Here is a 22,797-nt window from a genome sequence, read left to right as displayed (position 1 = left end):
GGCGCGCCGCCGCTCCCGGGGTGTTGTCGGTGGTCCGTGGCATCGTGTGCGTCATGGACCAACGGATCAGCTTCATCACCCTGGCGGTGCGTGACCTCGATGCCACCCGAGCCTTCTACCTGGACGGGCTCGGCTGGCGGGCGGAAGTGGACGTGCCCGGAGAGGTCCTGATGATCCGGACCGGCCGGCACCTGGTGCTGAGCCTGTGGGATGCCGGTGCGTTCGAGGCCGAGGTCGGTCCGATCGCCCGGGGTGCGGGTGCCCCGCCGATCACGCTGGCGCACAACGTGGCCACCCCCGAGGAGGTCGACGCCATCCTCGCGCGCGCTCGTGGACTGGGCGCCGACCCGATCCAGGACGCGGTGCGACGGGAATGGGGCGGATACTCCGGCTACTTCGCCGATCCCGACGGATACCGCTGGGAGATCGCGGTGAACCCCGGACCGATCGGCCAGTTGGTGCTGCCCGGCACCGGGTCCTAGCCCCGACCGCACGGGACGGATCTGGTCTCACCCGCGCGCCCGGCCTGGCTAGGATGGCCGGTCGTGAGCACCGAAGCCGGCATCCTGCGTCCCTCCGTCGACAGTCCGTTCTGGCCCGGGGCGGTGGGCTGGGTGCCGGAAGCGCAGTGGTGGCAACCCTGGCGGGTGCTGCCGGAGCGGACCGCGCGGGCCCATGCGCCCACCCTGCTGGAGGTCGCCCGGATGCCCACCGGGGTGCGGGCGGAGTTCCGCACCGACGCCCGCGCGTTGCGGCTGCCGATCGAGTATTCCTCCACCGAGCGCGCGGCGCTGCTGGATGTGGTGGTCGACGGCGAACTGCACGCCCGGATGGACCTTCCGGTGGGTGTGAGCGACGTCCGGGTCTCACTGCCCCCCGGCGCACATGAGGTGCAGGTGTGGCTCCCGCAGGCCGGACCGACCCGCATCGGGGAGTTGGAACTCCATGATGCGGAGGTGGTGGAGCGGATCGAACCCGGGCGGCGCCTGACCACCTACGGCAGTTCGATCACGCTGTGCTCGGCCGCCTACGGACCCAGCCGCACCTGGCCGGCGCTGGTGGCGCAGTCCCACGGCTGGGATCTGACCTGCCTGGGATATTCGGGCCAGTGCCACCTGGACCCGATCGCCGCCCGCACCATCGCCGCGGTCCCGGCCGACCTGATCGCGCTGTGCCTGGGCATCAACATCTACGGCGGTTCGACGTTCAACGAACGCTCCTTCGCCCCGCACGTCTCCGGTTTCATCGAACAGGTCCGCGACGCCCACCCGAACGCACCGATCGCGGTGATCACCCCGATCGCCAGCCCGGAGCGGGAGGCCACGCCCAACCACGCCGGGATGACGCTGGAGCAGATGCGCGCCGACATCACCGAGGTGGTGCAGGTGCTGCAGACCGACGATGACGATGTCCACCTGGTCGACGGCTTGGAGGTCCTGGGCTTGCACGAGGCACACCTGTTGCCCGACGGTCTGCACCCCGACGGTGAGGGTTATGAGTTGATGGCCCAGCGTCTGGCGCCGGTTCTCGGTTCGCTCACCGCCGCGGCACCTTAGGGCGGCGCCCGAACCGGTGCGCCGGCAGGCTAGGGCGCCCGAACCGGTGTTCCGGCCACCGACCTCAGCCGGTGGTCTGCGAGCCGTGCACCGGCGAACTGACCCGCGGAGACTGAGTGGTGCTCAGCCGCGGGCGGCCGCGCGTGCCGAGAGGTAGTCCCAGCGGCGGGCCTTGTGCCGCGCGCGCCGCACGCACGCCCACGCCACGATCAGCACCGTGACCAGGGCCTGTCCGCCGATGATCGCGCGGTTGACGTCGATGGCCGGCTCCCACTTGACCTGCCCGTCCCGGACCGAATAGACCCCCAACGGCTTGACGCGGGTGCCGAAGCCGCCGCCGCCTCCGGAGCCCTCGGCGTGCTGGGCGTGGGTGGTGTCGCCGCCCCCGGAGCCGAAGCCCATGCCACCGCCACCCATCACCTTGGCCACCGGGATGATCGTGGCACCATCGGCCTGGTACGCCTCACCGAAGGCGCGGCGCACATTCTGGGTGTCGCGGGCGGCCTCGACGGGAAGGTTCGCATCCCCGAGGGATTGACCCTGCTCAACGTGATCGCGTGATTCCTGCTCGCTCATGTGATTCCTCCAGTGGAGTCCGATTCCGATACGTGACGCGCCCCCGGTGCCCGCGGGACCAGGAGTGCCGCAACGACGCGCCACCCGAGCAGGCCCAGTCCCAGCACACCGGTGGCGACCAGGACGAACGCCAGTGCCGTACCCTCGCCACTCAACAACCGTAGCCCCATGCCGAGGGCCAACGTGATCGGCCAGATCAGCAGGCCCGAGCGCAGGCTGCGCAGCGCCCACCGGGTGCGCCCGGCGATCACCCAGGCAACCAGCACCCCGACGGCGAAGGGCCAGGCTGTCTGCAGCACACCGGTGGGTGTGACCGTGTCGTAGTGGCTGGCCCGCCCGGCCACCGCGAATGCGAGCACCACCAACAGATCCAGGGCGATGCTGACGAGGCGCATACCTCCATCCTCACCCGCGAGGTGCCCGGTGTACACCGATCCAGCCGATTGGGCGGCCGCGGGCCCGCCCGCTTGCCCGGGCTCCGCCGTCGTCCGCCGCCGTTCGGCGAGCCGGGCTCCGCCGTCGTGCGATCCCGCAGGCGGACGAGGGTAGATTACGTTACGTTGCCCCGAGCCACGTAGAGGACCCTTCGTTGACGCACACCGCCGACACCGTCGCCCATGCCGAGGCCACCCCTGAGGCAACCCAGCCCTATGCCGAACTCGGCTTGAACACCGAGGAGTACGCCGAGATCCGCGAACTCCTCGGCCGGCGGCCCACCGCCGCGGAACTGGCGATGTACTCGGTGATGTGGTCCGAGCACTGCTCCTACAAGTCCTCCAAGAAGCACCTGTCGCAGTTCGGTGCCAAAACCAGCGAGGAGATGCGAGCGCGGCTGCTCGTCGGGATCGGGCAGAACGCCGGCGTGGTCGACATCGGCGAGGGCTGGGCGGTGACGTTCAAGGTGGAGTCGCACAACAGCCCCAGTTACGTCGAGCCATACCAGGGCGCGGCCACCGGTGTGGGCGGCATCGTGCGCGACATCATCTCCATGGGCGCACGGCCGGTCGCGGTGATGGACCAACTCCGCTTCGGTGCGCCCGACCACCCCGACACCCAGCGGATGGTGCACGGCGTGGTCTCCGGCATCGGCGGTTACGGCAACTCCCTGGGACTGCCCAACATCGGCGGCGAGACGGTGTTCGACGCCGCCTACCAGCGCAACCCGCTCGTCAACGCACTGGCCGTGGGGGTGCTGCGGCACGAGGACATCCACCTGGCCAACGCCGAGGGCGTGGGCAACAAGGTGGTGCTGTTCGGGGCCCGCACCGGCGGCGACGGGATCGGGGGCGCTTCGATCCTGTCCAGCGCCACCTTCGATGCGGACAAGCGCGCCAAGCGCCCGAGCGTGCAGGTGGGTGACCCCTTCATGGAGAAGGTCCTGATCGAGTGCTGCCTGGAACTCTTCGCCGCCCGGGTGGTCGAGGGTATCCAGGACCTGGGAGCCGCCGGGATCTCCTGTGCCACCTCCGAACTGGCCTCCAACGGGGACGGCGGCATGCACGTGGACCTGGAGAACGTGCTGCTGCGTGACCCGACCCTGACGGCCGGTGAGATCCTGATGAGCGAGTCCCAGGAGCGGATGATGGCGGTGGTGGCTCCGGAGAAACTGGAGCAGTTCCTGGCCATCACCGAGCGCTGGGACGTCGAGGCCGCCGTGATCGGGGAGGTCACCGGCACCGGACGCCTCATCATCGACCACGACGGTGAGCGGATCGTGGACGTGGACCCGCGCACCGTGGCCCATGACGGCCCGGTGTACGACCGGCCCTATGCCGAACCGACGTGGCAGGCGGGGCTGAACGCCGACGTCGCCGAGGCGCTGGTCCGGCCGGCCGCCGTGGACGAACTGCGCGAGCAGGTGCTGGCGGTGCTCTCCAGCGCGAACCTGGCGAGCAAGTCCTGGGTCACCGACCAGTACGACCGGTACGTGCAGGGCAACACCGCCCTGGCCCAGCCCGACGACGCGGGTGTGGTGCGCGTGGACGAGTCCAGTGGGCTCGGGGTGGCCCTGGCCACCGACGCCAACGGGCGGTTCAGCAAACTCGATCCCTACGTGGGCGCCCAACATGCCCTGGCCGAGGCCTACCGGAACGTGGCCACCGTGGGCGCGCAGCCGCTGGCGGTGACCGACTGCCTGAACTTCGGCTCGCCGGAGGACTCCGACGCGATGTGGCAACTGGTGCGCTCCATCACCGGGCTTGCCGATGCGTGCCTGGCCCTGGGCATCCCGGTGACCGGAGGCAACGTCTCGCTGTACAACTCCACCAAGTCCGCGGATCTGCCACCGGGGCACATCGACGCTTCGATCCATCCCACGCCGGTGGTCGGGGTGCTCGGGCTCCTGGACGACGTGGGCGCGGTGGTCCCCTCGGGCTGGTCCGAGGCCGGGCAGGAGATCCTGCTGCTGGGCACCACCGCGACCGAGTTGTCCGGGTCGGTGTGGGCCGATGTGGTGCACTCCCACCTGGGCGGGCTGCCGCCGGCGGTGAACCTGGACGCCGAGCAGGCGCTGGCCCGGGTGTTGATCGCCGGTGTGGGCCGGGGTCTGGTCAGCGCCAGCCACGACCTGTCCCAGGGCGGGCTGATCCAGTCGCTGACCGAGTCGGTGCTTCGCTTCGGGGTCGGGGCACGGCTCGACCTGGCGCCGCTGCTGGAGCGCGACGGCGTGGATGCGGCCACGGCACTGTTCTCCGAGTCCACCGCCCGGGCGCTGGTGGCCACCACCGAGGCCGATGCGGTGATCGACCTGGCCGCCCAGCACGGCGTGCCGGTGCTGCGCCTGGGTGTGAGCGACGACGGCGTGGGGCTGGATCTGGCCGGACAGTTCAGTCTGTCCATTGCCGAGTTGGAGCAGGCCCACCACGCCACTCTGCCGGCCATCTTCGGTTGACCCGCCCGATCCCCCTCCGGCCGGTGCGCAGCCCCGGGGCGCTGAGGGCGATAGTTGCCGCCCAGGGCGATACCTGTAGGGCTCGCTCTCGGGGCCGAGGCTCGTCCTCGGTGATCGGCCGGGCTTAGGCCGCTTCGCGTAGGCCGCGGCGTTCGGGCGGCAGGCTCGTGCAGGCGCGCACGTGGCGGCGCAGATCGGTGATCAGGCGACGGGAATCACTCAGGTCGGCGCGAGTGGCGCGCACGATGAGGCATCCGACCGACCGCAGGGCGTCCTCGCGGCGCTTCTCGTCGTAGACGTCGCTGCCTTGGGTGTACTTGGCGACCCCGTCGTACTCCAGTCCGACCATCTGCCACTCGCTATGAACGTGGGCACCGGACCACAACAGGTCCGGATAGAACGTGCCCAACTCCGTGGCGACCGCTACCTGAAGGTCGGGTGCGGTGAACCCTGCGGACAGCACGATCCAGCGAACCAGCGACTCGGCCGCCGATTCGGATCGGCCGTCGGCATGGCTGAGCACCGCGCGAGCCCGTACCACTCCCCGGACCGGCCCCGAGTCCGCCACCCTGTTCAGCCAAGCGGCTCGGATCTGCGCTTCACGGGCGGACGATGCCGGCCAGTCGAACCGGGTGGTCCCCGCGATACGGCGAAGGATCGCATCCGCTGTGGTGAGCGCTAGGCCGGGTCGCTGGGTACGCGCGCAGTCCACGCAGGTGCGGTCCAGCCCGGTCACCGGTAGGCCCCGGGTCCGTACGAGGTCCGCCTCGGGCATCTCCACAACCCGGTGGCGGATGACGTCGCGGGCACGGTTCCCGGCGGCGTGAGACGTCTGCAGGATGTGCACCGTGTCCGTACGCTCCAACCACGTCGGAATCCCGTGCAGTGCGGCGGCCGTCTCGTGGCTGAAGGCGAAGGTGGTCCGGAGTGACCGGTGGACTGCACTGCACCGTGCCAGCAGCTCGCTCACGCGACCCTGCTCGTACGCGTCGGCCTCGGCGTACGCGCCTCGTCGGACCCTGACCAGTACGCCTTGCCGGCGGAGCCGGTCGACCGCGCCGGGCGGGTAATCGGAGGTAAACCGGATCCGGGGGGTGTTGGCGACCATCGCGACATGGTGTCCGGAGACCCCGCTGTGCGGTGAGCGCCCGGTGCGACTGTGTGGATAGCCAGGAGCGGCTGTGGAGAAACCTCTCCGAGCCCCGCGACGGCGAGGCCAGGCGGCTGCCCAAGGTTGCACCGCCTGCCAGGGGCGCCGGGGCCGCCGAGGCCGCCCAGGCCGCCGAGGCCGCCCAGGCCGCCCAGGGCGATCGTGGCCGCCCACGGCGATACCTGTTGGGCTCGCTCTCGGCGCCGGGGCTCGCCGTCGGGGTGCTTGGTGGGGGCGCGGTTGCCGTCGGGGTGCTGGGAGGGGTGCGGTCGGCTTCGGGGTGCTGGGGGCCGGTACTAACGTCGCTCCGGGCGCGCAGGCGGGCGGCGGGTGGTGCGGCGAGTCACGAAGCCGCGCAGCGCCCCGGCGGCGCCCTGCCGCCCGACCTGGAGGCGGATCATCTCCTCCCGGCGAGGGCCGCCCCAGATGTCCTTGGGCAGCGACGTCGCCGAGACCAGCCAGGTGGGCAGCCCCAGGAGCCGAGCCATGGCGGTGAGCCGTTCGGACTCGCTCTCGTCCTCGCTGAGCTCGTCCTCCAGCAACTCGGTGAGTTCCTCAGAGACCTCCGGCACGTCCAGCGCCTGTGCGAGGGGGGCGTAAGTCAACCCGTCCGAGTCGTCTTCGAACATCGCCATCCCGACAGGTTCACCGAACTCGTCCAGCATCGGCTCACCGAACTCATCCAGCGTCACGGCCCCGCCGAACTCGTCCTGCCCGGGCCCCGCACCGTAGTCGGGCTCGGGCGGGTTGGTGTCGACCGTCGCTACGCGCTGGTCGCCGTCGTAGAGCCACAGCCGAAGGGCCTCGTCCCGCCGGATCTGAGCAACGAGCGCAAGGGTGCCGGTGGTCGCGGCCAGGTCCCGCCCCACCTCGTCGATCGTCCGTTTGCCAGCGGCGACCTTGCCCAACGGGTTCTCCGCGACCACCAGCACCCACCGGCCCTGAGCCGGACCGATCCAGCCGCTGAAGCCCAGCGACGCCAGGACCTCCACGACGCGCTCGCGATCGGCCGCGGTGTACACGCCGGCGCAACTGACTCCCTCGCGGCGGTCCGAGTCGGGGTTGATCATCCCTGCTGGGTACATGGCGTCCAGTCTGGCACCGGCACGTCGGGGCCGGCACGGCGGGAACGGAGGACGGAGGTCGGCGCAGCCCACCCGCTGTGGCCGTTGCGCGCTTATCCACCTGGCAGAACCGCGACATCCCTGGGAGAATGGATACTGAGGGTGAGGCGCTCGATGAAGTGGCTGTTGGATTCGCTGAGCGGGGCCCCGATGATGATCCGGCCCCGGCGTCCCCGGGCTGCCGTCGAGTACGCCACCGACCGACGCGATCTGCGGGAGTGGATCGAGAACTGGTGGCCGTGGGCTCGTCGGCGAGCAGAGGAGGCCGAAGCGCGCGAGGTGTTCCGGGTGCTGGAGATGCAGATGCGGCTGACCACACTGACGGCGATCCTGCGGCGAATCGACTCCGACCCGGACATGTTCGCGCGGCAGCACCACTGGCGAACGACGCTCTGGGCCTACGACTCCATGCTCGCCGATGCCTGCGCACTCGCCGGTCTGTCGGTCCGGTCGGTTCCCGCTGGTCCGAAGGCCGATGCCGAACGGGCCCGGCGCGAACTCGAACTGTGTGGTCGTGGGTGGACGTGGTGACACCGCCCGTCCTGGCCTGACCCCGCAGGTCTGACGCTCCGCCCTGCCTACCGACCGACCGGCTGGGGCGGGATGGACTCAGTCCTTCTTGAACTCCAGCTCGATGGGGTTGGGGTGCTCATCCTGTGAGGACAGGCTCGCGGCGTCGCGCTCGGCGACCGCCTGAACCGCCTTTGCCACCGTGGTGTGCAGATCGCTGTGAAACACACTGGGCACGATGTAGGTGGCGTTGAGTTCGTCGGCGGTGACCACATCGGCCACCGCGTGGGCGGCGGCGATGAGCATCTCGTCGGTGATCCGCGTGGAACGGGCGTCGATCAGTCCGCGGAAGACCCCCGGGAATGCCAGGACGTTGTTGATCTGGTTGGCGAAATCGCTGCGGCCGGTCGCCACCACGGCGGCGTGCCTGGTGGCGATCACCGGGTCGATCTCCGGCATCGGGTTGGCCATCGCGAACACGATCGCCCCCTCCGCCATCGATTTCACGTCATCCTCGGAGACCAGGTCCGGTGCCGAGACCCCGATGAACACATCGGCATCGACCAGTGCTTCGGACAGCGTGCCCTTCAGATCCCGCTTGTTGGTCGCCTCGGCGACCCACTCCAGCGAGGGATCGAGGTTGTCCCGGTCTGCGTGCACGATGCCGGCCACGTCGGCGACCACCACATCGGTGGCGCCGGCGGCAAGCAGCAGCCGCAGGATCGCCGATCCGGCGGCGCCGGCGCCGGCCTGGACGATCCGGACGTCCTCGAGCTTCTTCCCGACCACCTTCAACGCATTGGTCAGGGCGCCCAGAGCAACGATCGCGGTGCCGTGCTGGTCATCATGGAAGACGGGGATGTCCAGTTCCTTGCGCAACCGGTCCTCGATCTCGAAGCACCGGGGCGCGGAGATGTCCTCCAGATTGATCCCGGCGAAGACCGGGGCGACCGCCTTGACGGTCCGGACGATCTCGTCGACGTCCTGGGTGTCCAGGCACAGCGGGAAGGCGTCAATGCCCCCGAACTGCTTGAACAGGGCGGCCTTGCCCTCCATCACCGGCAACGCGGCCAGCGGCCCGAGGTTGCCCAACCCCAGGATCGCCGAGCCGTCGGAGACCACGGCGACGGTGTTGCGCTTGATCGTCAGGCGGGAGGCGTCCTCGGGATGCGCAGCGATCTGCTGGCTCACCCGCCCCACGCCGGGGGTGTACACGAGGGAGAGGTCGTCGCGGTGCCGAATCTGCATCTTCGGTTCGATCTGGATCTTCCCACCCAGGTGGGCGAGGAACGTACGGTCCGAGACCCGGCCGATCCGCACACCCTCGACCTCGCCGAGGGTGTCCACGACCTTGCGGGCGTCGCTCTCGCCGCCGGTCGCACAGGTCAGGTCGACCTGCAGGCGATCGGGTCCGGAGGCCGACACGTCCACCGCGGTCACCACACCGCCGGCCTTCTCCACCGCGGTGGTCAACAGGCTCACCGCCGTGGGTATGGCGGGCAGGTCCAGCCGCACCGTTATGGAGTAACTGACACTGGGAGCACTCATCGACATCCACCTTCACCGGAACTCGCCACCTCGCGGTCTCGCCACCACCCGCAGGGGCACCATCGCCCCGCAGTGGCGGGGCACGGTCCATTCTGCCGTAGTGCTAGCAGCCGTACACGTTCATCCGGCGGGGTGTTCCGACTTGTACAGATCGGCAATGAATGATCGTACGGGCAGGCCTCGGTGCGGTGTCGCCAGGTCAGGGCGGCGGCGTCGCCGGTTCAGGAGGGCGGGGGAGCGGTCGAGCGGCGCACGACGAGTTCAGTGGCAAGTTCGATGCGCTGGTGGGCCAGGGTCTGCCCGTCGGCCAGCTGCAGCAGCATCCGGGTGGCGGTTGCCGCCATCTCCCGGAGTGGCTGGTGCACCGTGGTCAGCGCCGGCTCGATCCACTGGCTCACCGTGACATCGTCGTATCCCACGATCGACAGGTCCTGGGGCACCCGCAGGCCCAGTTCGTGAGCCGCGCGTAGCACGCCGAGGGCTTGCATGTCGGAGCCGGCGAAGATGGCTGTGGGCCGGTCCGGCCGGTCCAGCAAGTCACGCCCGTGCTCGTAGCCGGCGCGGACGTGGAACGGCCCGTACCGGATGAACTCCGGGTTCACGCTCACGCCGGCCTCGTCGTGAGCACTGCGGAATCCGTCCACCCGGGCCCTGCTGCACAAGACGTCCTTGGGTCCGGAGATCACCGCCAGGCTGCGGTGCCCCAGGCCGAGCAGGTGCCGGGAGGCGGACAGTCCACCGCTCCAGTTGTTCGACCCGACCGTGGGGATGCCGACCGGTGGCTCGCCATCGGTATCCAGCACCAGGAACGGGATCGATCGCGACTCCAACTGATATCGCTGCGCGGCCTCCACGCCGGAGAGCACGAAGAGCACCCCGGCCGGGCGGCGTGCCAGGACGGCATCGAGCCATTCCTGCTTGGGCCGGTGCTCACCACCCAGTTCAGAAAGCACCACCCCGATCTGGCGCGCGGCGGCCACGGCCTCCACCCCGCGAATGATCTCCACCGACCAGGCCGAGTCGAGCTCGTGGAACACCAGGTCCAGTAGGGCCGGGCTGGTTCGGTGGCCGGAGCGGCGTCGCCGGTACTGGTGGCGCTCAAGCGCTTCCTCGACCTTCGCGCGGGTCTGGCTGGCGACGTCGGGACGGCCGTTCAGCACCTTGGACACGGTCGGCACCGAGACACCGATCTCCGCCGCGATCGAGGCGATCGTTGCCCTGGGCTTCTGGGCCGCCATGGCCTCGTTGCTCATCGTTCCCCTATTGCTCCGATGCGAAAGTTTCGGCTTCAGGGTATCACCATGACCATGCCGTTACCGAAACGTTGTTTGACGAGCTCGGGCACATCCGCTTAAGGTCGCACCAAGCAACTTTCGATGCTTCCACGAAAGTTTCGATCAGAGTGTAAGCACAACGAAGTGGACCGGAGCCGATGACGACGGACATAAGCGCCGAACGCACCGCTGAGTCGCAGGTGCCGCCTTGGCGTGACCGCACCCGCACACCGGCGGAGCGCGCCGATGGTCTTCTCGCCGAGATGACCCAGTCGGAGAAGCTCGGTCAGATCGTGGGGCTGTGGGTCGGTGCGGACGCCTCGGGAGCCGGGGTGGCTCCGAACCAGTCGGACATGCCCCAGGGCCTGGAGTGGGAGGCCGTGATCGCCGACGGTCTGGGCCAACTCAGCCGGCCCTACGGAACCGCACCGGTGGAGCCGGCGCTGGGCGCTCGCTCGCTTGCCCACTCCCAGCGTGAGGTGATGGCCGCCAACCGGTTCGGCATTCCGGCCCAGGTGCACGAGGAGTGCCTGGCCGGCTTCGCCGCCTGGCAGGCCACCGCCTTCCCGATCCCGCTGTCCTGGGGCGCCTCGTTCAACCTCGAGCGGGTGGAACAGATGGCCACCCTGATCGGGCAGACCATGCGGGCCGCCGGCGTGCACCAAGGTCTCTCGCCCGTGCTCGACGTGACCCGGGACTACCGGTGGGGCCGCACCGAGGAGACGATCAGCGAGGACCCCTTCCTGGTGGGGATGGTGGGCGCCTCCTACGTCCGCGGCCTGGAGTCGACCGGGATCGTGGCCACCCTGAAGCACTTCGTGGGCTATTCGGCGTCGCGGGCCGGGCGGAACCTGGCCCCCGTCTCGATCGGCACCCGCGAGTTCGCCGACGTCCTTCTTCCCCCGTTCGAGACGGCGTTGCGCCTGGGCGGGGCCCGTTCGGTCATGCACTCCTACACGGACATCGACGGCGTGCCCTCGGCGGCGGACACCTGGTTGCTGACCGACCTGCTCCGCGACACCCTCGGCTTCGAGGGCACCGTGGTGGCCGACTACTTCGGCGTCCGCTTCCTCGAGCGGTTGCACCGGGTGGCGGCCGACGGATCGCACGCTGCCGCTCTTGCCCTGACCGCGGGCGTGGACGTGGAACTGCCCACCATCGACGCCTACGGCGATCCGCTCGCCCATGCCCTCGCAGAGGGCCGGGTCGCCGAGACCATCCTGGATCGGGCGGTACGGCGGGTCCTGATCCAGAAGATCGAACTCGGTCTGCTCGACGCCGACTACGCCCCGGAGCAGGCCGATCCCGAATCGCTGGCCCTCGACCCGGAGCCGGCCCGCGAGGTGGCCCTGGAGATGGCGCGGGAGTCGGTGGTGCTGGTGGCCAACGACGACGCCCTGCCGCTGGCACCAGGCGCCTCGATCGCGGTGGTCGGCCCCTTGGCCGATGACCCCTACAGCATGCTCGGGTGCTACTCCTTCCCGGCGCACGTGGGGGCCCAGCATCCCGACCACGAGATCGGCATCGACATCACCACGGTGCGGGCCGGTCTCGAGGCCGAACTCGGCAGCGTCCGGTACGCCCGAGGCTGCGACGTCACCGACACCGACCGCTCCGGGCTGGCCGAGGCCGCCGAGGCAGCCCGCGCGGCGGATGCATGCGTCGTGGTCGTCGGCGACCGGGCCGGGCTCTTCGGGCGGGGCACCTCCGGCGAGGGGTGCGACGCCGCTGACCTGGCCCTGCCGGGCATCCAGGGCGAACTGATCGAGGAGATGCTGGCCACCGGCATCCCGGTGGTGCTGGTGCTACTGACCGGCCGCCCTTACGCGCTGGGACACTATGCCGACCGGGTCGCGGCCATCGTGCAGGGCTTCTTCCCCGGCCAGCACGGCGGTCGGGCCATCGCCGAGGTGCTCACCGGCACGATCAACCCCTCCGGCCGGCTGCCGGTGGGCATTCCCCGGGACCCCGGTGGCCAGCCCGGCACCTACCTCGCCGCCCCGCTCGGCCAGGCCTCCACGGTCTCCAACCTCGACCCCAGTGCACTCTTCCCCTTCGGCCACGGACTGACCTACACCTCCTTCGAGTGGAGTGAGGCGACAGTGGCCGGCGGTGGAACCGAGTGGGACACGGCCGGGCAGGTCACGGTGGAGTTGACCGTCGCCAACACCGGGGACCGGCCCGGCACCGAGGTCGTCCAGGTCTATCTGGAGGACCATGTGGCGCAGGTGACGCAGCCGGTGCGCCGCCTGATCGCCTTCGCCCGGGTGCCGCTCGATGCCGGAGCCTCCGCTGGGGTGCGCTTCACGCTGTCGGCCGACCTCACCTCCTTCACCGGACTCGCCGGTGAGCGGATCGTCGAACCCGGGCAGGTCAGCCTGCATATCGGGCGCTCGGTCACCCAGACCCTCGCCAAGGTGGACCTGGGCCTGACCGGCGCCCTACGCACGGTGGGCCACGACCGCGAACTGGCTCCCGTCGTCGTCGTCGATCCCGGCGAAGCTACTGCGGGGGTGTCGTCGTGACCGCGCCTCAGCCCATGCCCGGAGCAGGCATCCCCCCGGGCCGCGAGATCCCGGGGCCCGGCGTCGCCGTGGGGGTCGGAGTCGGCGACGACGGCCCCAGCGGCGGGCCGCGCAAGGAAGGGCCGCGGTCGTGGCTGGGCCGGCACGGGCACGAGTGGCGGATCGCGCTGAAGAAGGACTGGCGGCTGTACTCCCTGCTGGTGCTTCCGGTGATCTGGTTCCTGATCTTCCGGTACATCCCGATGGCGGGAAACGTGATCGCGGTGCGCCGGTACCGTCCCGGCGGGAGCATCTTCGGTGACGAGTTCGTGGGCCTGCGGTACTTCCGGATGATCCTGGGCGATGCCAGCTTCTGGAACGCCTTCGAGAACACCCTCATCCTGGGGGGGTTGAGCCTGGCCATCGTCTTCCCGCTGCCGATCATCCTGGCGCTGATGCTGAACGAGTTGCGTTCGCGGGTGTTCAAGCGCACCGTGCAGACCATTTCCTACCTGCCGCACTTCATGTCCATCGTGGTGGTCGCGGCGATGGTGCTCCAGATCGTCTCGATACGCGGCACGATCAACCAGATCCTCGACGTGTTCGGGGCCGGTCCGATCTCCTTCATGCAGCAGTCCGAGTGGTTCCGGACCATCTTCATCACCTCGGAGATCTGGCAGACCGTCGGCTGGGGCACCATCCTGTACCTCGCCGCACTGACCACGATTGATCCACAGCTCTACGAGGCCTCCCGGGTTGATGGGGCCAGTAAGTGGCGACAGACGTGGCACGTAACCCTGCCGGGGATCCGGCCCACCATGGTGGTGTTGCTGATCCTAAATATGGGCAACTTCCTCTCGGTCAGTTTCGAGAAGGTGCTGCTGCTCTACAACCCGTTGCTGTATCCGACCGCTGATGTCATCGCCACGTATCTGTACCGCGTGGGGCTGCAGGGAGCGAACTTCTCCTACGCCGCGGCCATCGGCTTCTTCGAAGCCATCATCGGCGCCATCTTGATCGTGGGCGCGAACCTGATATCGCGCCGTCTGGTGGGGGAGAGTCTCTGGTGAGCACGTCAGTCGATGTCAAGGCCAAGGGCCGGGCAAATGAGATCCTGGGCGTCAACGAACAGGCGACCAAGATCAAGGACAGTCGCGGCTACACCGTGTTCCGGTGGTTCAACGCGTTCTTCCTGATCCTGGTGTGCCTCCTCACGCTGTACCCGTTCGTCAACGTGATCGCGCAGGCGTTCTCCGCCGAGATCTACATCACCCGCGGGCAGGTGAACCTGTTCCCTCGCGGATTCAACGTCACCACCTTCGAGGCGGTGATGGGCGACAGCCGGTTCTGGACCAACTACCGCAATACCGTGGTCTACACCGTCACCGCCACCGCGATCTCGATGGTGCTGACCACCACGTTCGCCTACGCGATCAGCAAGAAGCACCTCAAAGGCCGCAACATCTTCATCGCGATCGCGCTGTTCACGATGGTCTTCAACGGCGGCCTGATCCCGAACTACGTGCTCGTGGACAACTTGGGGATGCGTAACACGATGTGGGCGATCGTGATCCCGAACGCGATCAGCGCGTTCAACCTGCTGATCATGAAGTCCTTCTTCGAGAACTTCCCAGCCGATCTCGAGGAGGCGGCCCGGATCGACGGCCTGCACACCTACGGGGTGCTGTGGCGCATCGTGTTACCGCTGTCCAAGGCGGTGATCGCGACCATGATCCTGTTCTACGCGGTCGCGTTCTGGAACCAGTGGTTCTTCGCGTTCATCTATCTCGATGACGCGAATCTGTACCCGGTCACCATGTACCTGCGCAACCTGATGGCCGGCGCACTGTCCACCGAGGGTCTGGGCACCGAGAGCGCGCAGATCAACTCCAACATCCAGGCGGTGGCGATGTTGCTGACGATGCTGCCGATCCTGTGCCTGTACCCGTTCATCCAGAAGTACTTCGTCTCCGGCGTGATGCTCGGAGCCGTCAAGCAGTGAGCGCCGCCGCCCACTGTCCGTCCGCATTCGATCGTCGCGAACGACGACGTTCACCATTGGAGGAAAGATGAGGAATACACGAAGAAGGGTGCTCGCGGGTATCTCGACCGCGACTGCCACAGCCCTGGTGCTGGCCGCCTGCGGCGATGGTGGCGGCGACGACGTCGACGCCGAGGAACTCCTCGAGGACGAGTCGCAGAACGTGGGCGCGATGGAGGACTTCTCCGTCGGTGACACGTTCGTGGCCACCACCGATGAGCCGCTGGAGATCTCGGTGATGTACCGCGATCATCCGAACTACCCGCTCGATGAGGACTGGATGTTCTTCGACGTGATGGAGGAACGCCACAACGTCGTCTTCAACAACCAGGTGGTGCCGCTGTCGGACTGGGCCGAGGGCCGCTCGCTGGCGATCGCGGGCGGTAACGCCCCGGACGTCATCCCGGTGACCTACGCCGGGGACGAGGCCCAGTTCGTGGGCTCGGGCACCATCCTGCCGATCTCGGACTACCTGGACCTGATGCCGCACTTCACCCAGAAGGCCGACGAGTGGGACCTGTGGGAGGAGATCGAGCAACAGCGTCAGGTGGACGGGCGTTACTACATGATCCCGGGCCTGCACGAGAACCCCTTCCCGCAGTACTCGCTGGTGGTCCGTAAGGATCTGTTCGAGGAGTCCGGGTTCACCGAGGACCCCGAGACCTTCGACGAACTCGCCGACCAGCTCGAGACGGTCATGAACGACCATGATCTCGACTACGGCTGGACGGAGCGGTGGAGCGGTGGCGGCCCGATGGAGGCTACCGTGAGTTTCATGGCCGACTCCTTCGGCACCTCCGCCGGCTGGGGCTTCGGTGATGGTCTGAACTACGACCACGACGCCGGCCAGTACGTCTACGCCGGTGCCCAGGACGGTTACCGGGACCTGCTGACGTACCTCAACGACCTGGTCGAGCGCGGGGTCCTGGACCCCGAGTCGGTCAGCCAGGACGATGACACCGCCATCGCGAAGTTCACCAATGGCCAGGCTGCGGCTATCGCAGGCAACAACCAGGAAATCCTCAACTACCGGGACGGCTTCGATGACCCGGATGTGGAACTGCGGATGATCCCGGTGCCGGCCGGCCCGGCGGGCAATGTCACCACCGAAGGCCGGACGGAATCCGGCCTGATGTTCTCCGCCGATCTGGCGGACAAGGAGACGCTCGTCGCGACCCTGCAACTGGTCGACTGGCTGTACTTCTCCGACGAAGGCCAGGAGTTCGCCAAGTGGGGTGTGGAGGGTGAGACCTTCGAGCGTGACGGCGACACCCGCATCCTCAACGAGAACATCGACATCCATGGCATCAACCCCGATGCCGATGAGTCACTGAATGTGGACTACGGCTTCCACAACGGTGTCTGGATGCCCGCACAGGGTTCGACCGAGGACCTGGTCCAGTCGATGCTCGGTGATGAGATGGTCGAGTTCCTGTCCATCATGGGAGAGAAGGAAGTGATCCCGCCCGGGCCTCCCTACCCCTACGACGAGGCCGAGCAGGAGACGCAGTCCCTGACCTCCAACACCCTCGGTGACGCCGTGCAGCAGAACACCGCTGCCTTCATCATCGGCCAGCGCTCACTCGACGAGTGGGACAGTTACGTGGCCGAACTCGAGGGCCTCGGGATGGAGAACTACGTCCAGGTTGCCAATGAGGCCGTCGAGCGCGACGTGGACGAGGACGCCTTCGAGGACGACGAGTAAGACTACTCGGCCGTACTTGCGAAGGTTCCGTGACCCGGTGACGACGGGGCCGGTGGCAGCACATCGCCACCGGCCCCGTTCGCATCGGGGCAGAATGCGTCCAAGACGAACCCCGACCTGGCAGGGATGACCATGACCTCTGACCGTTCAGCGGCCCGCGACCCCGGCGACGGCGTCCTCGGCCGCGGCACCGGCGCGATCTACTGGTTCCTCGTCGTGGGCTTGTTACTCGTCCTGACCACCCTTCCGGGCACATTGCCGCTGATGCTGCTGGATCGCTCGACGAGCAACATCCCGCTGGTTGCGCTCTGCCTGGTTCCGGCTGGTCCGGCACTGTCGGCCGGGCTCTTCGCGATGCGGGACCGGTACCGGGCCGAGTCGCTGACGCCGATGGCCTCATTCCTGCGCGGCTACCGGCTCAACGTGGTCGAGGTCCTCAAACTATGGGTCCCCGGGCTCGCCGTGCTCACCATCATCGGCATCACCCTGGCCAACCTGGAGTACGCGGGAGTACCGGGAGGCTACGGGGTGGTGCTGGTGGTGCTCGCGGTGCTGTTCTCGGTGTGGGCCCTGAACGCGCTGGTGATCACGTCCTTCTTTGCGTTGCGCACCCGCGACGTGGCCCGGCTGGCCGTGTACTACATGGCCAGGACCCCGCTGGTGGCCCTGGGCCTGCTGGCCATGCTGGTGGTGGCCGCGGGCATCGTCTACTTCACCTTCGATGTGGTGTTGTTGCTGGTCAGCCCGATCCTGGTGTGGCTGCTCCTGCGCACCTGCGATGCGATGGTGAGCCACGTGGAGGCGAACTTCATCGCCCGCGGCGGCTCCTGACACTCCACTTGCTCAAGCACGTTGCCAGTGCTCAAGCAAACTGCCAGCCGGCCCGGACAGTGCCGACCAATCGGCCCCGATGCCGAGTAGGCGACTGCACACGATGCAGGGTCAGCGGGACCACCAGGGGTTGTCGGCACGTGAGCGACCCCGTGCGCCGCGGGCTGCGCCCGACTGATGCCGGCTTTGGCAGGCCCGCCGCCCGCCGACCCGGCCCACAGCGGTCGAGGGCGAGCCCGAGCGCCGAGGACGAGTGCTGGACCGCTCGTCCTCGGCCACAACCCTCGCCTTCGGCTGGGTGCGGGGTGCGGGGCGGGGTGCGGGGTGCCGGGTGCGGGGTGCGGGTGTGCCGTCAGGAGCCAGGGTCCTCAGAGCATCGCGAGGATCCGCTCGGCCTGCTCACGCAGGTCGGTGCGGGCCTCGTCGGTGAGAGTGTCCGGCCGCTGCGGACTGTCCAGGTTCCGGATGAACCTGTCCATGGCCTGCGCGTCCGGGTCGGTGCGCCCGCCCTCCAGGTGCCGCTGCGCCTGCTCCAGTGCGTTCGTCAACCTGTGCGAGATCGGGCCATCGACCGCGCCGGCATGCGTGTGCTCCTCCAGCGCACCCGCGAGCGTGATCACCGCATCGACCGGGTCCTCCGCTGCTGCAGCGGGCCAGTCCACGAGGAATTCGTCCTCCTCACCGTCGCCCCCGATGCGTTCCACGGTGAGCCAGTTGATGGTGTAGGCACTGCCGCCTCCGCCACCCCGAACGGCGATGTTGCCGATCAAGCCCTCCTCGGGCTGGTCGCCGTCCAGCATGATCTCGGTGACCAAGGTGTAGGTGCCCATGTTGATCAGTCCGGTGAAGTAGGCCGGGATGTGCTCCGCCACCTCTCCGCCTCCGTACTGGTGGTCATTGACCACCACGCCGTCCGCCTCGGTGTACCCGCCGTTGCTGTTGTCCTTGACCCAGCGAATCCGGACGGAGTTGGTTCCCAGGATCGTGGTGTTCACGCTCAGGCGGTACCTCGCGCCGGGCTCGGGTGTGAAGGCAACGAGGCCGTCCTCACCGGCCGTCGACCACGGCCATTGCGAGGAGTCGTTGCCCAGGATGATGTTGGCGCCGGTGTAGGCGTCGCCCCGTCCGACGTCGTAGACGTGCACTCCGTCAACCGGCTCGAAGCCGTCTTCGAAGTCCGGTTCCATCCACTCGTGGGCGGCGAGGAACTCCTCCGGCCACAGGATGCCGAGCAGCGCCTGCTTTGCCAGGCCGTCGTAGTCGTAGGGCATCGCGAACTCGCCGCCCCGCCAGCCGGTCTCGACGTCCCGGACCCCGGCGAGTTTCACCGCGGTGATCACGCGAGGGTTGCCGGTCGTGTTGGCAGGGCCGGCGGCGAACTTACGGTATGTCTGGAACAGTTGGGCGTACTGCATGCCCTGGTTGTTCTCCTTCCACGCGTCGAGTTCCCCCGGGGGCACGCCGACGTCCATCTCGGTGATGTTGATCTCGATGCCGGGGAGCGTCGCGAAGAGCTCGATGTTCGCCTCGACGTTGCTGATGTCGGTGTTCAGGCCGTAGTGCCCCTGCATGCCGATCACCTCGATCAATTGTCGCCCGTCCGGCCGGACGCCTACGTTGCGCTCGTTGATCTCCTTGACCATCTCGTAGACCACCTGGGCCTTGGCCGGGTCGTTGAGCCCGAAGTCGTTGTAGACGAGCTTGATGTCCCACCCGTTCTCGTCGACGACCTCCGCGGCCTTCTGGAAGGCCAACTCGACCCAGTCCGAGCCGAGCGCCATGTACCAGCCCTCGCCCTTCGCCAGGGAGGCGCGCCAGTCATCGGTGTCGGCGGTCCCGACGGCCTCGTTGACCACGTCGATGGCCTGCAGGTCCGCGCCGTAGTATCCGAGGACGTTCTCGATGTGGCTGTTCATGTTCTCGAGCGCGACGTCGGCGTCGAACTCTCCCGGCTGGTCGTACCTGGCGGGAGGGGCGTCCCACATCCAGGTGGGTGTTTGCGAGTGCCAGGTCAGGGTGTGACCGTAGAAGAGCATGTCGGGATTGTGCGCCGCGTGCTCGGCCATCGCGGCGTCGGCCGCATCGAAGGTGAAGACACCCTTCTCCGGCTGGGTGCTCTCGGGCTTCATCTCGTTGCCGGGTGTGTAGGAGGCGTAGTTGTAGACCAACGCGTCCATGTCGTTGCCCCGGCCGAAGATGCCGACGTGGAAGTGGTCCTCGTAGACATCCTTCATCGCCGGGTAGTGCTCGAAGGTCTGCCCGGCGGGTGGCAACCCGTCCTCCGGCGCCGCGTTGGCCAGCCCCACCAGGGAGGTGCCGGTCAACAGCGCCGCTAAAGCCGCAGCAAGACCAGCACGGGTCGAGCGGCTCGTGCGGTCACTCGACCGTGTGGTCGCGGTTATCTTGCCACTTCGTCGTTGAGCAGACACAGATGACTCCCTCTGCAGCGATCGGCCCTTCGGGCACGCACGGTGCGGTGTGATCAGCCGAGGCCGCCTCACTCCACTGCGAGGAGGGCCTCGGTGTGCCATCGAAGGTATGGCGGAGAGTGTGCCTCGTCAATGACTTTCGGGAACTTTCGTTAAAGTTCTGACCGACCGCACGCCACCTGGACCAACTCGACCCCTTAGTTCTGGCGAATTGAGCGACTCCCTGCCCCAGGAACAAGGCCGCATACGGTGTGGCATCGGCTGGCGCACCGGAATGTCGACGAAATGTTTCGAAGCGCCGCTGCTCTCGTTCCCGTAGGTCTCGCCGCGGTGCGCAGTACGGACGATGTCCTGGTGATTCGGGCGGCTGATCGCCGGAGATGGCCGCAAATTGCGTTGCGGGCGTTCGTACTGTGAACGGTGATGAACCAGCAGCAAGCCGCCTCCGGTGGTCCGGGCACGCTGTCGCCCTCGCGATGGCGCGTGACCCGGGTGGACAAGGGCGCCATCCGCGCGATCCCCGACGACGGTGCCCAGGTTGCCTTCGACGGCGTAATCGCGCACGACACGCCCGACGACGACGCCGCGCAGCCAGCAGCCGGTCGTATCTGGCGTACCGGTCCCGAGGGCACGCTCCCGGCGGTGGTCGGTGAGCCCCTGGCGCCGGCAGTGGGGGACTGGCTGCACGTTGCCGAGGGGGTGGCCCGGATCGCACCGCGCATCAGCGAGTTGGTCCGGGACAGCGCGGATACCACCTCCCGCGAGCAGGTCATCGCCGCGAATGTGGACACCGTGCTGATCGCGGAGCCGTTGGAGCCGCTGCCCGCGCTGGGGCGGATCGAACGGCTGCTCACCATCGCTCACCGCTGCGGTGCGCGGCCGGTGGTGGTGCTGACCAAGGCTGATGTGGTCGCCGACGCCGACTACTGGGTGGAGCAGGTGCGCGCGGTTGCGCCCACAGCCAGGGTGCTCGCCCTCAGTGCCACCACGGGTGCGGGCATCGACCACCTGCGAACCGTTCTGGACGACGCCTCCACGCTGGTCCTGGTGGGGCCCTCGGGAGCGGGTAAGTCCACCCTCGTGAACACTCTCGCGGGTACGGAGGTGATGGGCACCGGCCGGGTGCGCGGGGACCAGCGCGGAATGCACACCACCACCCACCGTGAACTCGTGCCGCTGGGACCTGGACAGGCGCTGATCGACACCCCGGGGCTGCGCTCGATCGGGCTGGTGGCCACCGAGGACGCGGTGGCCTCCACGTTCGAGGATGTGGAGTCGATCGCCGCCGGATGCCGGTTCGCCGACTGCGCCCATGACCGTGAACCGGGCTGCGCGGTGCAGGCCGCGGTGGAGTCCGGGGAGTTGGCCGAACGCCGGCTGGACTCCTGGCGCTCGCTCCGCCGGGAGGCGCAGCGCCAGGCGATGCGTGCCGAAGCGCGGCTGGGCGCGGAACAGAACCGACAGTGGCGCCGGGGGAGCAAGGCGGCCCGGCAGGCACGCTCGCGTGCGCGGCGGTAGCCAGGACGGGTTCGCAGGCCGGGTCATCGTCTGCGATTGATAGCATCGGCCTATGGCGATGCGCGCCTGCGGCTTGGTGGGTGCCCGTGGCCGGGGCCGGGCCAACGACCACTCGCAGACCACACCGGCGCTGCTGCCGGCCGGAGCCTGGCCATGACCGAGCAGTACGTGCCGGTGACCGCCGGTCAGAAGTACCGGTCCCGGATCGCGTTGGCGCTGGTGATCACCGTGACCGTGATGGTGGCCGAGGTGATCGGTGCCGTGCTGACCGGTTCCCTCGCCCTCCTCGCCGACGCCGGCCACATGCTCACCGACTCCGCCGGGCTGGCTATCGCCCTGGTCGCCACCTGGCTGGCGGCGCGCCCCGCGAGCGGACGGTGGACCTTCGGGTTCCAACGAGCCGAGGTGTTCGCCGCCCTGATCAACGGGGTGCTGCTTGCGGTGATCGCCGTGGTGGTGATCATCGAAGGGATCCGGCGTTTGCTCGAGCCTCCCGAGGTGCAGGGCCCGCTGATGCTGGTCTTCGGTGTGATCGGGTTGGTGGCCAACCTCATCGCGCTCCGCCTGCTGTCCGCCGGCAGGTCCGAGAGCCTGAACGTGCGCGGGGCCTACCTGGAGGTGCTGGGCGACCTGCTCGGTTCGGTTGCGGTGATCGCCGCGGCGGTGGTGATCGCGTTGACCGGGTGGAGCGCCGCCGACGCGGTGGCCTCGTTGGCGATCGGACTCATGATCGCCCCGCGCGCGGCCCTGCTGCTGCGTGACGTGGGGCGGGTGCTGCTGGAAGGCACCCCGGAGGATCTGGAGCTGACCCGGGTGCGTGAGCACATGAGGAGCGTGGACGGCGTGCTGGACGTGCACGACCTGCACGCCTGGACCATCACCTCCGGAGTCCCGGTACTGAGCGCGCACGTGGTGGTGACCGATGAGGTGCTGGATCCGACGCAGTTCTGCCGGGTGCTCGACGCGGTGCAGGACTGCATGCGCGGACACTTCGATGTGCAGCACTCCACCATCCAGATCGAACCGGCCAGCCACAGTCACACCGAGACCGGCACGCACCCCTGAGGGCTGTCCTCACGGGAGGTGGTTCCAGCCAGAGCCATCTTCCGTCAGGAAGTGCATTTCGCACGCAAGCAGGACT

General features: G+C 68.4%; 18 protein-coding genes. 11 read left to right on the top strand and 7 right to left on the bottom strand.

Translation table 11 applies throughout. The annotated features are described in order from the left end of the window. Positions 1-53: 53 nt before the first annotated feature. Positions 54-482: a VOC family protein gene (locus ACPL7H_RS01215; protein ID WP_424786902.1), complete on the top strand. Its 429-nt coding sequence runs from the start codon at positions 54-56 to the stop codon at positions 480-482. A gap of 63 nt (positions 483-545) precedes the next feature. Beyond that, positions 546-1,556 (top strand): GDSL-type esterase/lipase family protein, encoded by a 1,011-nt coding sequence (locus ACPL7H_RS01210; RefSeq protein ID WP_424795345.1) that lies wholly within the window; start codon positions 546-548, stop codon positions 1,554-1,556. Positions 1,557-1,679: 123 nt separating this feature from the next. On the opposite strand, the gene ACPL7H_RS01205 is transcribed toward ACPL7H_RS01210, so the two are convergent. Together ACPL7H_RS01205 and ACPL7H_RS01200 are read right to left on the bottom strand one after the other, a co-directional pair. Continuing rightward, positions 1,680-2,132, bottom strand: a complete 453-nt coding sequence (locus ACPL7H_RS01205; protein ID WP_424795344.1) for a spore germination protein GerW family protein — start codon at positions 2,130-2,132, stop codon at positions 1,680-1,682. Continuing rightward, a complete protein-coding gene (locus ACPL7H_RS01200) occupies positions 2,129-2,527 on the bottom strand; it encodes a DUF3054 domain-containing protein (RefSeq protein WP_424795343.1) in 399 nt (132 codons plus the stop codon). The genes ACPL7H_RS01205 and ACPL7H_RS01200 overlap by 4 nt, the downstream gene beginning before the upstream one ends. 194 nt (positions 2,528-2,721) lie before the next feature. On the opposite strand from ACPL7H_RS01200, the gene purL reads away from it, so the two are divergent. Next, the gene (gene purL / locus ACPL7H_RS01195; RefSeq protein ID WP_424795342.1) at positions 2,722-5,022 is read left to right on the top strand and encodes a phosphoribosylformylglycinamidine synthase subunit PurL; all 2,301 of its coding nucleotides are present in this window, start codon (positions 2,722-2,724) and stop codon (positions 5,020-5,022) included. 124 nt (positions 5,023-5,146) lie between these two features. Here the strand turns inward: purL and ACPL7H_RS01190 are convergent, their stop codons facing one another. Both ACPL7H_RS01190 and ACPL7H_RS01185 read right to left on the bottom strand, forming a co-directional pair. Continuing rightward, positions 5,147-6,130 (bottom strand): hypothetical protein, encoded by a 984-nt coding sequence (locus ACPL7H_RS01190; protein WP_424795341.1) that lies wholly within the window; start codon positions 6,128-6,130, stop codon positions 5,147-5,149. A 338-nt stretch (positions 6,131-6,468) separates the two neighbouring features. Then, entirely contained in the window at positions 6,469-7,242 is a 774-nt protein-coding gene (locus ACPL7H_RS01185) for a hypothetical protein (protein WP_424795340.1), read from the bottom strand. 168 nt (positions 7,243-7,410) lie between these two features. On the opposite strand from ACPL7H_RS01185, the gene ACPL7H_RS01180 reads away from it, so the two are divergent. After that, positions 7,411-7,827, top strand: coding sequence for a hypothetical protein (locus ACPL7H_RS01180; protein WP_424795339.1), 417 nt, complete (start codon positions 7,411-7,413; stop codon positions 7,825-7,827). A 78-nt stretch (positions 7,828-7,905) separates the two neighbouring features. Here ACPL7H_RS01180 and ACPL7H_RS01175 read toward each other — a convergent pair whose 3' ends face one another. Together ACPL7H_RS01175 and ACPL7H_RS01170 are read right to left on the bottom strand one after the other, a co-directional pair. Continuing rightward, positions 7,906-9,354 (bottom strand): NAD-dependent malic enzyme, encoded by a 1,449-nt coding sequence (locus ACPL7H_RS01175; protein WP_424795338.1) that lies wholly within the window; start codon positions 9,352-9,354, stop codon positions 7,906-7,908. 221 nt (positions 9,355-9,575) lie between these two features. Continuing rightward, positions 9,576-10,607, bottom strand: a complete 1,032-nt coding sequence (locus ACPL7H_RS01170; RefSeq protein WP_424795337.1) for a LacI family DNA-binding transcriptional regulator — start codon at positions 10,605-10,607, stop codon at positions 9,576-9,578. 179 nt (positions 10,608-10,786) lie between these two features. On the opposite strand from ACPL7H_RS01170, the gene ACPL7H_RS01165 reads away from it, so the two are divergent. The 5 genes from ACPL7H_RS01165 (at position 10,787) to ACPL7H_RS01145 (ending at position 17,709) form a co-directional block, all read left to right on the top strand. Further along, positions 10,787-13,153 carry a glycoside hydrolase family 3 N-terminal domain-containing protein gene (locus ACPL7H_RS01165; RefSeq protein WP_424795336.1) on the top strand — a complete coding sequence of 789 codons (2,367 nt, stop codon included), beginning with the start codon at positions 10,787-10,789 and terminating at the stop codon, positions 13,151-13,153. 14 nt (positions 13,154-13,167) lie between these two features. Further along, the gene (locus tag ACPL7H_RS01160) at positions 13,168-14,202 is read left to right on the top strand and encodes an ABC transporter permease (protein ID WP_424795782.1); all 1,035 of its coding nucleotides are present in this window, start codon (positions 13,168-13,170) and stop codon (positions 14,200-14,202) included. 41 nt (positions 14,203-14,243) lie between these two features. Next, entirely contained in the window at positions 14,244-15,134 is an 891-nt protein-coding gene (locus tag ACPL7H_RS01155; protein ID WP_424795781.1) for a carbohydrate ABC transporter permease, read from the top strand. A gap of 67 nt (positions 15,135-15,201) precedes the next feature. Beyond that, a complete protein-coding gene (locus tag ACPL7H_RS01150; protein ID WP_424795335.1) occupies positions 15,202-16,878 on the top strand; it encodes an extracellular solute-binding protein in 1,677 nt (558 codons plus the stop codon). A gap of 132 nt (positions 16,879-17,010) precedes the next feature. After that, positions 17,011-17,709 carry a glycosyltransferase gene (locus ACPL7H_RS01145; RefSeq protein WP_424795334.1) on the top strand — a complete coding sequence of 233 codons (699 nt, stop codon included), beginning with the start codon at positions 17,011-17,013 and terminating at the stop codon, positions 17,707-17,709. 368 nt (positions 17,710-18,077) lie between these two features. Here the strand turns inward: ACPL7H_RS01145 and ACPL7H_RS01140 are convergent, their stop codons facing one another. Further along, positions 18,078-20,033 carry an endo-1,4-beta-xylanase gene (locus ACPL7H_RS01140; RefSeq protein ID WP_424795333.1) on the bottom strand — a complete coding sequence of 652 codons (1,956 nt, stop codon included), beginning with the start codon at positions 20,031-20,033 and terminating at the stop codon, positions 18,078-18,080. A 528-nt stretch (positions 20,034-20,561) separates the two neighbouring features. On the opposite strand from ACPL7H_RS01140, the gene rsgA reads away from it, so the two are divergent. After that, complete coding sequence (gene rsgA, locus ACPL7H_RS01135; RefSeq protein ID WP_424795332.1) at positions 20,562-21,656, top strand: ribosome small subunit-dependent GTPase A; 1,095 nt, start codon at positions 20,562-20,564, stop codon at positions 21,654-21,656. Between the two features lie 153 nt (positions 21,657-21,809). Next, entirely contained in the window at positions 21,810-22,721 is a 912-nt protein-coding gene (locus ACPL7H_RS01130) for a cation diffusion facilitator family transporter (RefSeq protein WP_424795331.1), read from the top strand. Positions 22,722-22,797 lie beyond the last annotated feature (76 nt).

Source organism: Pseudactinotalea sp. Z1732, from assembly GCF_049724975.1.
Classification (GTDB): Bacteria; Actinomycetota; Actinomycetes; order Actinomycetales; family Beutenbergiaceae; genus CALKWS01.
Note: the sequence above shows the minus strand (reverse complement) of the source record. Positions and strands in the feature narration are given on the sequence as shown.